General features: G+C 48.9%; 9 protein-coding genes. 3 read left to right on the top strand and 6 right to left on the bottom strand.

Annotated features, from left to right (window positions below; genetic code table 11):
- The first annotated feature begins 430 nt into the window (after positions 1–430).
- Positions 431–760, top strand: a complete 330-nt coding sequence (locus tag KHS78_RS13005) for a MarR family winged helix-turn-helix transcriptional regulator (RefSeq protein ID WP_211828899.1) — start codon at positions 431–433, stop codon at positions 758–760.
- A 39-nt stretch (positions 761–799) separates the two neighbouring features.
- Here the strand turns inward: KHS78_RS13005 and KHS78_RS13000 are convergent, their stop codons facing one another.
- Positions 800–1,873 carry a DNA-binding protein gene (locus KHS78_RS13000; protein WP_211828898.1) on the bottom strand — a complete coding sequence of 358 codons (1,074 nt, stop codon included), beginning with the start codon at positions 1,871–1,873 and terminating at the stop codon, positions 800–802.
- 356 nt (positions 1,874–2,229) lie between these two features.
- On the opposite strand from KHS78_RS13000, the gene KHS78_RS12995 reads away from it, so the two are divergent.
- On the top strand, positions 2,230–3,141 hold the full coding sequence (locus KHS78_RS12995; protein WP_246506436.1) for a LysR family transcriptional regulator: 912 nt from the start codon (positions 2,230–2,232) through the stop codon (positions 3,139–3,141).
- 69 nt (positions 3,142–3,210) lie between these two features.
- Here the strand turns inward: KHS78_RS12995 and acuI are convergent, their stop codons facing one another.
- From acuI to ppsA, 4 genes are all read right to left on the bottom strand, one after another.
- Positions 3,211–4,191, bottom strand: coding sequence for an acrylyl-CoA reductase (NADPH) (gene acuI, locus KHS78_RS12990; protein ID WP_211828896.1), 981 nt, complete (start codon positions 4,189–4,191; stop codon positions 3,211–3,213).
- Positions 4,192–4,321: 130 nt separating this feature from the next.
- Positions 4,322–5,668: a hypothetical protein gene (locus KHS78_RS12985; protein WP_211828895.1), complete on the bottom strand. Its 1,347-nt coding sequence runs from the start codon at positions 5,666–5,668 to the stop codon at positions 4,322–4,324.
- A gap of 208 nt (positions 5,669–5,876) precedes the next feature.
- The gene (gene rraA / locus KHS78_RS12980) at positions 5,877–6,365 is read right to left on the bottom strand and encodes a ribonuclease E activity regulator RraA (RefSeq protein ID WP_211828894.1); all 489 of its coding nucleotides are present in this window, start codon (positions 6,363–6,365) and stop codon (positions 5,877–5,879) included.
- Between the two features lie 291 nt (positions 6,366–6,656).
- The gene (ppsA, locus tag KHS78_RS12975) at positions 6,657–9,029 is read right to left on the bottom strand and encodes a phosphoenolpyruvate synthase (protein WP_211828893.1); all 2,373 of its coding nucleotides are present in this window, start codon (positions 9,027–9,029) and stop codon (positions 6,657–6,659) included.
- A 304-nt stretch (positions 9,030–9,333) separates the two neighbouring features.
- Between ppsA and ppsR the strand changes: the two genes are divergently transcribed.
- A complete protein-coding gene (gene ppsR / locus KHS78_RS12970) occupies positions 9,334–10,152 on the top strand; it encodes a posphoenolpyruvate synthetase regulatory kinase/phosphorylase PpsR (RefSeq protein WP_211828892.1) in 819 nt (272 codons plus the stop codon).
- Between the two features lie 59 nt (positions 10,153–10,211).
- Here the strand turns inward: ppsR and prpD are convergent, their stop codons facing one another.
- Entirely contained in the window at positions 10,212–11,660 is a 1,449-nt protein-coding gene (gene prpD, locus KHS78_RS12965) for a 2-methylcitrate dehydratase (RefSeq protein ID WP_211828891.1), read from the bottom strand.

Below are 11,660 nucleotides of genomic sequence, written 5' to 3'. Positions count from 1 at the left end.
TACCAAAAGGCTCAGGATTGGGCACCGGCTGCAATGTCTTTAACTGCTTGTTTATTAATAGGTTTTTTTCACATCATGCCGTTCGCGTAACGGCATGTTACGCCATGTGTAATATAGATTATGCGCATGCTGGTCAGTTACAACACAGCCATATATAGAAATGGACTATTTACACTATCTGGAGGTATTCGCTGCAAAGACTGCAAGAATTAACGCTATGAAACAGAATTGAATAAATTTCCAGAAATTTATAGCGTTCAATTTGCAAAGAGTGCAGATGTCTGCCTACTATTTATTCAAAAGATGTGTGCTGTGAAGTCACTGAATACGTTGGTAGTGATGACGTGGCGCCTTTTTTTACCTGTCTAAACGACAAAGTGAATGTACTACACTGAAGCGGTAACGGATAACCAAGAGGATAAAACGAACCATGACCCTTAATGGCCTGATTAAGCTGACCACATTACTCCAGGAGCCTCCTCTGACCATTATCCAGTGGCAGATACTCTTGGTTGTTGCAGAAAACCCTGGCGAAACCATTACAGACCTTGTTAATGACGGCAAGCTGGATTGCGGCACGCCCAGCGATATTGCGGTCAGCGTTAAGCGTCTGGGTGAAGGCCGCCATGATCGTCCAGGGCTTGGTCTTCTTAAAAAGCAACAGCACGAAGATGATGGCCGTTATTTCCGGCTTTCTCTCAGCCCCAAAGGTAAAAAGCTGGTCGACAAGCTCAAACAAAAACTGCGCAACATTAAGTAAACCGGCCTCGCTGTACCGGTTTACTTCTGGAGATAATGCTTAAGCATTCTGTTTCTTCGTTGAACTTTTGGTCTTGGAGGCTGCCTTAAGGCCATCAGTATAGGCCTGAAGCCTGATGACTTCCTTTTCCAAGGCTACATTGGATTTTTGAAGATCATCAAACGCTTCAAGTTTTTTATCAACGACCTGAAGTGATTGCTCTAGTTCTCGATTTTTTGTTGCGTACGACCCAAGAGATTTAGCGTCATCCTGAAGGTTTTTAATGGACGCCATCAAATCCTTCGGTTTGTCCAGCATCAATGAAATTGCCTCTGTGACTGTTACCTGCTGCTCAAATTGCTTCATGCGCTGAAGCAGCTCTGCAGACGCTTCTTTCGCCTTTTCAAGCGCACTATCCAGGCGATTCACATCCAGACGGGTATCTGCCAGCTCTCGTTCGGTTTTCGCCTGTTTTTCCCGTTCTCGCTCAAGCTGCTTGCTGAGGCGCTCTTTTTCGCGACGCTCATTATCTACCACGGATAACCAGTGGTTCAGTAGCTTCTGATTCGCGTCATCAAGCCGTTTTTCCTGCTCCTGTAGTGCCCTCTCCTTGCCGTTTTCACTGGCCGTCAACTTGTTCTCGGCTGTTTCCAGTTGTTTCTGGGAATGGTGTAACTGCGATGCAATATCCTTTATTTGAGAAAGTTGATCTGCGCTATCTTTCTGTAGCAGTAACTTCTCGCTACTCAATGATTGGTTCAGCGTTTCGAGCGATTTAACCTGATCTACTAGCCCCTTTATTTCCTGCTCGAGCTGATCAATGGTTTCAGTGAAGGCTTGACGTTGATCTTCAATTCGCTCTTCAAGCTCTAACAGCTGGGTTGATTGTCTGAGCTTATCACGTGCCAATTCGCGTTTGAGTGCGCGAATTAATTCCTCGGAGAGCTCGATACCTTCGCTATCCCCAAGTATCTCCAATTCCTGCCACTCCCGATACAGAGGCAAGACGGTCTGCTTGCCCATGTTAACCACGGCAGCCAGCTTTTGGGCTGTAATCTTCTCCCCGGCCTCTTTCATTGCATCCAACGCACCGAACACCTTGGTTCTGCGCAACGAACTCTTATCTTGTGACATTTAAACCACCTATAATACCGGTATTATGATACTGGTATTATAGGTATCAGTATTTAATTAACAATACATAAATAGTACCGGTAATATTAATTACCGGTACTTTAATGATTTAAAATGCTATCCATCGAGACACTGCAAGAACAGGCAGTCAAAAAGAATAATGGGTGGTCATCCAGGCTCATACAGAAGTGGAAATGGACAAATATCCGCCTCAGCCATAGAGTAAATTGCACCCCATGAGATTCCCTGCAAAGATCCACGCAGCCAGATACCTAATCGATTGGCGTGCTATTTCGTTTTACCTAAACCACTGTGAGAAATGACGGTTGGAACTCGAAGAGATTTACCGGAGAGACTTGAATCTGCTGGTTGCACTGAAAGTACTATTGGAGGAAAACAGTGTGAGCCGTGCCGCAATCAGGTTAAACCTGAGCCAGTCAGCCATGAGCCGGATCCTGGGGCGCTTACGTGAATTGCTGAACGATCCCTTGTTTACACGCAACGGGCAAAAATTAATTCCGACAGAACGAGCCCTGCAGCTGCAGCACTTACTACATGATCCTTTGGAAGCGTTAAGAAAGGTGCTCTCACCTGAACGCTTCAAACCCGAGCTATGCCAACAGCGCTTTGTCATAGCCACAACCGATTATGCAATGCAAACTATCCTGCCCTTTGCATTACCCCGGATTTATCGCGAAGCACCTGGGGTTTCACTGGAGTTTGTGCCGTTACATCATGACAATTTGCTAACCCAATTAACGACAGACGGTTGCGACATCGCATTGTGTCGTCCAACCGATTCGGTTACCCCCTTGCATCAGGAAATTTTGGGGCTTGTCAGCGTTTTCTGCTTACTGTCGAAGCATCACCCGCAGGCAACCAACACTTTAACATTGGCCGACTACCTTTCCTGTCCCCATGCAATGATTGCCGTGAGTGATGGCGTAAAGTCATTAATAGATGACGCCCTACGAGGGTATCCTGAACGGCGGATGGTACTCCGTGCCTACCACCTGGAAGCAGCCCTTGCCATTATTGAAACCATGGCATTGATCATCACTGTACCGGCAGACCTTGCGTATCTTGCAGCCGACCAGCATCAGCTGGTGATCAAACCCCTCCCCTTTGACTTCAAACCCTTTGATTATTCGATGATATGGCATCCGCGCTGTGAACATTCCGCAGCACAGATCTGGCTGCGCCATCTGCTGAAGGAGGAATGTGGGCATTTGATCGCAAAACGGATTCACGAGATGGGCTTTATTTGAAAACCACGAGGCATAAAAAAGGCCAGTCTAAACTGGCCTAAACGTACGTCGTGGTAATAAAAATCAGTGTTAAAGCTTAATCACGACACGACCGGTGACTTTGCCCTGAGTAATCGCTTCCGCATAAGCAGGTACATCTTTTAGCTCAATCTCTCGACAAGCCTGCTGGTAAAAGCTCTCAGGCAGCAATTCACTCAAGCGAGCCCAGGCTTTTTGACGCTTTTGTATTGGACACATAACAGAATCCACGCCCAGTAGTCTTACGCCACGCAAGATAAACGGCATAACAGTCGTCGGTAAATCAAACCCTCCAGCAAGACCACAGGCACTGACCGCACCGCCATACTGAACCTGGGCCAGTAATTTTGCGAGGACATGGCTGCCGACTGTATCAACAGCCCCTGCCCAACATTGTTTTTCCAATGGCTTAGCGGATTCTTCAAATGCGGAGCGATCAATGATGCGCGAAGCCCCCAGCCGGGTCAGCAGCGTCCGGTTTTCTTCTGATCGACCCGACAGTGCGACAACCTGGTAGCCTAACCGTGCCAATAGGGTGACAGCCACGGAGCCTACACCTCCACTCGCACCGGTAACCAGTATCTCGCCCTGCTCTGGCGCCACCCCAGCCTCAATCAGTGCATCTACACACAGCATGGCGGTTAAACCGGCAGTTCCGATCATCATGGTTTTTTTAGCATCAAGGCCATCCGGGAGGGGCACCAGCCAGTCAGCATTGACGCAGGCTTTTTCAGCCATTCCGCCCCAGTGTGTTTCACCGACACCCCAGCCCGTCAAAACGACTGAATCACCTGGCTTAAATCGACTATCTGAAGATTGCGCTACATGACCCGCAAAATCGATCCCTGGAACCATTGGGAACTGGCGTATAATTTTGCCTTTCCCCGTTACTGCCAAGCCATCTTTATAATTCAAGGATGAATAGTCAATCTCAACAACTACATTACCATTGGGAAGCTGTGACTCGTCCAGCTGAGAAACTGACGCCTGCGTTTTTTTATCAACTTGGTTAAGAATCAATGCGTTAAACATACCAACCTTCACTAAAAAGCTTGCCAATCCAAAAATAGCTCAAGTGTATTGATATGTTTATTATGATAAAAATGAAAGTTAATCATGAAATATATGATTATTGTACATATATTATCTCAATAGCATTACTTCATGCACCAGCGCCATTAGGTAGTAGTTGACTAGCAGTAGCGTCAACCTCATTCTGGTAAGCGCGAGCAGAACACCGGTTTACCCCTCCCCAAGCACGTGTCACAGACTTAGGCAGTGGTGTGCATTCCTTCTCCTCTTCCTTGAGCACCGCTAGATATTCAAGCGTTGTCTTTAAAGCAAATGCTCTTAGACAGATGTATTCTTTAGGTCTGTCTTTATAATCATTCACTGCTGGGACAAGCAGTTTAATCATATAAAAGGGCATTGAAACAAGCTGTGAAACAAATGCCATATTCCATGACCCATAGAGATCTGCCCACAGTTTTGGTTGCGGCAAATTAACATGAATATGACCATTGCGATCAAGTTCTGCGCAGCTAGCATCATATTTGCCAGGGTGATTTTTAGCGAGTCTTATTCCTGTTAGTGCATTATCGAAATTTCCTTTCAATATATCAAAAAAACAGGCTTCAAGTATATTTATGGGCAAGATCCATTTTGCAAAATCATGGGGTATTTCATCCGCCTTTCTATACTTAAGAGATTCTTCAATAGGCTTTTCAACAGACCACATTTTTATTGCCCCACATAACCCCAGACTCTTCAGAACGCCACCTTTAGCATTCCTCTGTTCACGCCAACATTTCAGACAGTCCTCCAAAATATCAATATCGTCGGCCTGCCCTTGAGTTAGCTCATTTAAAACGATTGCAAAGCCGATTAGATCAGGAATCCTTTTCAAATATTCATCAGTGTTATCCGTATCTTCATGATTATTCATAATTTCTGAAATAGCACCCATTAAATAATCGTTTTCCTCAGCAGCATGAACCGCTCTATCTATGAAGCTTTCAACATATCTACCATCAACATCCTTCAGTAATTTTTCACCGAACGATTTAATTTTGTCAGAATACCATTCCCCGTCACTCTTAATTAAACCCAGTTTAGTAAATTTATCCCTAACTACTGATGCGCTAACATCGCCAGCAGTATCTTTAAGTTTCTTTGCAAGGCTCTCAATTTTTTCTTTAGCCTGTTTTTCGGCTTGTAAAACTTGCCGTGCAGATAATGGTTCAATATTATCGAGCTTTGGTTTGTTTTGAAGAAAAAAAGCAATCGTAAGAATAAAGCTCAATAAATTGATCAAGAATGAAATCGCTACATCTCTAAAAGATGTAACAATATAATCTGATATTGTTTTCCCAGGCGTCTTGCTGCTATCAATTTTTTCATCACCCAGATAGGGAGAGGTGCTTTCTACACTCATAGAGTAATTGATACATTGAGAACTATGCTCAATATGCAAACTAGCTGTGGGTGTATTGACTGCTACACAAGCCATAGATTAAACCACTTCTATCCATTTAAAGTCTTTCGTGGTTAGAGCAGAATAATACTCTTTTGTTCCAATAAATGTTATTTTCTACAACCTTTGTCTACATTCAGACCATTTAAATGCAGCATATTTAGCAAAACAGCAAGCAATTAATAACTAACGGGAATATACAAAGTAACCAAGCGCCAATAGTCGCACCTGGTTACCATAACTGTTAAGACGGCATCATTAAAGGCTCAGAAGAAACGATAACTCCATTGTTATCAGCGTAGGTATAGTGGCCAGGGTTAAACATTACCCCTTTAAATGTGACAGGAATATTAACCTCGCCAATGCCTTTTTTATCCGTTTTCATCGGATGCGAGCCCAGCGCCTGAACGCCAAGAGGCAGTTGTGCAATCACATCGACATCGCGAATGCAGCCATACATGATGATACCAGCCCAGCCATTTTTAGCGGCTTTCTCTGCCAGCATATCCCCCAGACAGGCGCGACGCATTGAGCCGCCGGCATCCACCACCATGACTTTCCCTTCACCATTTTCCTCAACCAGTTCTTTCACGCGGGAGTTATCTTCAAAGCATTTAACTGTGATGATTTCTCCCCCAAAGGAAAGCACGCCACCATAGTTACGGAAACCTGGCTCTACAACCTGGACCAAATCAGGGTAAGCATCACATAGATCAGGTGTTACATATTGCATTGTTATTATCCTCAACGTCTGGTGGGGTGATTATTACATGCCGACCAATTTTCGCAATTCTAGACTCCGTACCAGTCAAGATAAAAACGTAGCCTCTGAGGGAAATACACTCTTATCCAGCAGAGACAACTCATCGTAAGGCCGAGGCCTGTGTTTTCTCAGCGAATCAGCTCACGTTCCGTGTGCTGTGGGTGGCAACGTGTTTAAAGGTACTTATATTTGCCATACAAAAAAGGGTGGAACATTATGCTGTTCCACCCTTTTTCATCACACTATCTAAGGACGTATGGCTCAGTTAATCTTCTGATCCGCCAGATAGAACCAGGTATCCAGCACGGAATCCGGATTCAGGGAAACTGTTTCGATCCCCTCTTCCATCAGCCACTTGGCCAGATCCGGATGATCTGAGGGCCCCTGACCACAGATACCGATGTATTTACCCGCCTTACGACAAGCTTGGATAGCCATGGACAGCATCGCCTTCACGGCCGCATTCCGCTCATCAAACAGGTGCGCGATGATACCGGAATCCCGATCCAGCCCCAGCGTCAGCTGGGTCATATCGTTGGAACCGATAGAGAATCCATCGAAGTACTCGAGGAATTCAGTGGCAAGGATCGCGTTAGAAGGCAGCTCACACATCATGATGACGCGCAGACCATTCTCACCGCGGCGCAGACCGTTTTCTGCCAGAAGATCGATGACCTGCTTGGCTTCGCCAACAGTACGGACAAATGGAATCATCAGCTCGACGTTAGTCAGCCCCATTTCGTCACGCACCTTCTTCATGGCGCGGCATTCCAGCTCGAAGCAGTCACGGAAGCTGTCAGACACATAACGGGATGCGCCACGGAATCCCAGCATCGGGTTCTCTTCTTCCGGCTCGTACAGACGTCCGCCAATCAGGTTCGCATACTCGTTGGACTTGAAGTCAGACATCCGGACGATGACCTTCTTCGGATAGAACGCCGCCGCAATAGAGGCGACACCTTCCACCAGTTTCTCAACATAGAAGTCGATGGGGCTGGCATAACCGGAGATTCGCTTGTCAACACTGCTGCGGATATCCGCCGGCAGGTTTTCATAATTGAACAGCGCTTTCGGGTGAACACCGATCATCCGGTTAATGATGAATTCCAAACGCGCCAGTCCAACACCGGCATTCGGCAGTGCAGAAAAGTCAAAGGCACGGTCCGGGTTACCCACGTTCATCATGATCTTGAACGGCAGATCCGGCATGGTGTCGACACTGTTTGTGCGAATAGCGAAGTCCAGCTTACCTTCGTAGATCATGCCGGTATCACCTTCCGCGCAGGAAACGGTAACCGCCTGACCTTCACTGAGTTTTTCCGTGGCATCACCACAGCCGACAACGGCCGGAATACCCAGTTCACGGGCAATGATCGCCGCGTGACAGGTTCTGCCGCCACGATTGGTCACGATCGCGGAGGCCCGCTTCATGATCGGTTCCCAGTCCGGGTCGGTCATATCGGTGACCAGCACATCGCCGGGTTGCACCTTGTCCATTTCAGCCAGGTTATGAATAACCTTGACCACACCGCTGCCGATCTTCTGGCCGATACTGCGGCCTTCCACCAGAACCGTCCCCTTCTCATTGAGCAGGTAACGTTCCATGGTGTTGCCTTCAGTGCGGCTCTTCACGGTTTCAGGACGGGCCTGAACGATGTACAGCTGACCATCATCACCATCTTTGGCCCATTCAATATCCATGGGGCGCTCATAGTGCTTTTCGATAATCAGCGCTTGACGCGCCAGGGCCTGCACTTCGTCATCCGAAACGGAGAAGCGCTGGCGCTCGGCCATATCCACATCCAGGGTTTTTACCGAACGACCCGCACTGTGGTCATCGGTATACATCATTTTAATGGCTTTGCTACCCAGGTTACGGCGCAGAATCGCATGACGGCCAGCTTCCAGGGTCGGCTTATGTACGTAGAATTCGTCAGGATTCACAGCACCCTGCACAACGGTTTCACCCAAACCGTATGAAGAGGTAATGAATACTGCGTCACGGAAACCCGATTCGGTATCCAACGTGAACATAACGCCAGAAGCCGCAGTTTCACTGCGCACCATGCGCTGAATACCCGCAGACAGTGCCACTTCACGATGATCAAAGCCCTGGTGCACCCGGTAGGCGATTGCACGGTCATTGAACAGGGAAGCGAACACTTCTTTTGCGGCATGGATGACATTGTCATAACCACGAATATTGAGGAAGGTTTCCTGCTGGCCTGCAAAAGAAGCATCTGGCAAGTCTTCGGCGGTGGCAGAAGAGCGAACCGCAACGGAGAGGTTCTCATTGCCATTCTGCAGGCTGATGAATGCTGTGCGGATGGCGTCTTCCAGCGCCGGCTGGAACGGCTCATCCATCACCCACTGGCGGATCTTGGCGCCAGCCTCGGCCAATGCACGGACATCGTCCACATCCAGGGTGTCGAGCAGCGAATGAATACGTTCATTCAGGCCGCTCTTTTCCAGAAACTCCCGGTACGCCTTTGCGGTGGTGGCGAAACCTCCGGGAACAGACACCCCGGCGCCCGCCAGGTTACTGATCATCTCTCCCAGAGAGGCGTTTTTGCCGCCCACACGTTCAACGTCACCTGCTCCCAGGTGCTCAAAGGCAATTACATACTCTTCCAAGGTATCACCCCCTGATTTGGAACTTTATCCGGGTTTCCGGCAAAAAAGTCAGTGGCTCGAACAAGGTCGCACAAGTATAAACGGAAAATGCGAAGGTTCGGAGCCCTTTGTCAGCAACGTCAGATGGCCGTACTATACGACCAGCAGACACTGGTTGTGAATCCCGTCATCAAGGATTAGGGACTTTTACCTATCTGAAAGCGCGTCTTTGTAACACGAACAAACAGCCAGTGCCTATGATTTTTGTCAGTTTTTCTGACAGTTGGGCACCTTTGAAGCCACTTCCGTGGTCTGGAACACAGGAATGAAACGCAAAGTCTATTTTATCTCGGACGGTACCGGTATTACCGCGGAATCCTTTGGCAAGAGCCTGCTGGCGCAGTTTGACCATGTTGAGTTCGATAACCTCACCCTGCCCTACATTGATACCCCTGAAAAGGCTCTGGCAATTGTCGCTGACATCAACCGGGAGGCAAATACCAGTGAACACAAGCCATTGCTGTTCAGTACCATCATTGATGAAAGTATCAGTGAAATTATGAAAGGCGCCAACGCCTACACCACGGATATCTTTCAGGCCTTCATGCCCGGGCTGGAGCAGGAATTACGGCAGCACGCCATGCACAAGATTGGCCAGAAGCGCGCCATCGCCGCCAATACCCAGTACAACCAGCGGATTGATGCTGTCCACTTCGCCCTCGACAACGACGACGGCGCCAAGACCCGCTACTACGACAAAGCGGATATCCTGATCGTTGGCGTCTCCCGCTGTGGCAAGACCCCCACCTGCCTGTACATGGGACTGCAATTTGGGATTCGTGCCGCAAACTACCCGATCACCGAAGATGATCTGGATATGATGCGCCTGCCCTCCATTCTCAAGGAACACAAAAACAAACTGTTTGGTTTGACAATTGATGCTGAGCATCTGGCAGCGATTCGTAACGAACGTCGGCCTAACAGCCGCTATTCGTCTGCCCGTCAATGTGAAATGGAAGTGAATGAGGTGGAGCAGATGTTCCAGCGGGAAAACATTCCCTATATCAATACCACCCGCTATTCCGTTGAAGAAATTGCGACACGCATCATTGCCCAGACCGGCATTGAGCGTCGGTTGAAATAAGGCTGGAAATCGCTCAGAAAAAAAACGCCCAGCAAAATACTGGGCGTTTTCTATAGCGATTAAATCACAAACAGATCCATGAAGGCATTGACCGGCGTGGCTTCCAGCTTCGCCTGATCCTTGCACAGCTCAAAGATCGCCTCACAACGGCCAGCCGGGAACCGGGTCGCTAGATTGGCCTTGAACTTGGACTCCAACAGCGGAATCCCTTCTTCACGGCGACGACGATGACCGATCGGATACTCCACCGCCACTTTTTCAGTACTGCTGCCATCCTTGAAGAACACCTGGATCGCATTCGCAATGGAGCGTTTCTCCGGCTCGTGGTACTCGCGGGAATAACGCTCATCTTCCAGGATGACCATCTTCTCACGCAGCATATCAATTTCAGGATGCGCCGCATGGAAATCGTCTTCATAGTGCTCAGCCACCAGGTTGCCGAACAGCAGGGGGACGGCCGTCATATACTGGAGACAGTGATCCCGGTCGGCGGCATTGGCCAGGGGGCCGACCTTGGAGATGATGCGGATCGCGGATTCATGGGTAGTGATCTCAACCCGCTCGATCTCATCAACCCGTCCCTTCACCTGGTCATGCAGGCGAACAGCGGCTTCAGCAGCTGTCTGAGAGTGGAATTCGGCCGGGAAAGAGATCTTGAAGAGTACATGCTCCATCACATAGCTGCCGTAAGGACGCTGGAATTTGAATTCCTGCCCCTTGAACAGTACATCATAGAAGCCCCACTTAGGCGCACTCAGCACACCGGGGACGCCCATCTCACCGCGCATGGCGATATCCGCCAGACGAACTGCCCGTGAAGTGGCATCACCCGCTGCCCAGGACTTCCGGGAACCCGCATTCGGCGCATGACGGTAGGTACGCAGAGACTGGCCATCAACCCAGGCATGGGACAGCGCGGACAGCAACTGCTCACGGTTGGCGCCTTTCAATTTCGCAACAACCGCCGTCGACGCCACTTTCACCAGCACGACATGGTCAAGACCTACACGATTGTAGCTGTTTTCCAGCGCCAGGCACCCCTGAATCTCGTGCGCCATGATCATGGCTTCGAGCACATCGCGCATGGTCAGCGGCGCCTGACCATTGGCCATCCGGCTTTGTGACAGGTAATCCGCTGCACCCAGGATGCCACCCAGGTTATCAGACGGATGCCCCCACTCGGCCGCCAGCCAGGTATCGTTGTAATCCAGCCAGCGAATAATGCAGCCAATATCCCAGGCCGCTTTCACTGGATCCAGACGGAACGATGTGCCTGGGACACGTGAACCGTGGGGAACAACGGTGCCTTCGACGATGGGGCCAAGGTGTTTGGTACATTCGGGAAAACGCAGGGCCAGCAGACCACAGCCGAGGGTATCCATCAGACAGTTACGGGCAGTATCCAGCGCTTCATCGGACTCAATTTTGTAGTTGAGAACATAATCAGCGATATCCTGCAGTACCTGGTCGTAATCCGGGCGTTCATTTACATCAACGTTTGCACTCAT

The organism is Kistimonas asteriae, from assembly GCF_018263925.1.
GTDB classification, from domain to species: domain Bacteria; phylum Pseudomonadota; class Gammaproteobacteria; order Pseudomonadales; family Endozoicomonadaceae; genus Kistimonas; species Kistimonas asteriae.
This window is presented reverse-complemented; position numbering and strand designations above follow the sequence as displayed.

Bases quoted from the DNA above. Each gene is read 5' to 3' on its own strand.
- KHS78_RS13005 (WP_211828899.1), top strand. From the start codon at position 431: ATGACCCTTAATGGCCTGATTAAGCTGACCACATTACTCCAGGAGCCT.
- KHS78_RS13000 (WP_211828898.1), bottom strand. From the start codon at position 1,873: ATGTCACAAGATAAGAGTTCGTTGCGCAGAACCAAGGTGTTCGGTGCG.
- acuI (WP_211828896.1), bottom strand. From the start codon at position 4,191: ATGTTTAACGCATTGATTCTTAACCAAGTTGATAAAAAAACGCAGGCG.
- KHS78_RS12985 (WP_211828895.1), bottom strand. From the start codon at position 5,668: ATGGCTTGTGTAGCAGTCAATACACCCACAGCTAGTTTGCATATTGAG.
- rraA (WP_211828894.1), bottom strand. From the start codon at position 6,365: ATGCAATATGTAACACCTGATCTATGTGATGCTTACCCTGATTTGGTC.
- ppsR (WP_211828892.1), top strand. From the start codon at position 9,334: ATGAAACGCAAAGTCTATTTTATCTCGGACGGTACCGGTATTACCGCG.
- prpD (WP_211828891.1), bottom strand. From the start codon at position 11,660: ATGAGTGCAAACGTTGATGTAAATGAACGCCCGGATTACGACCAGGTA.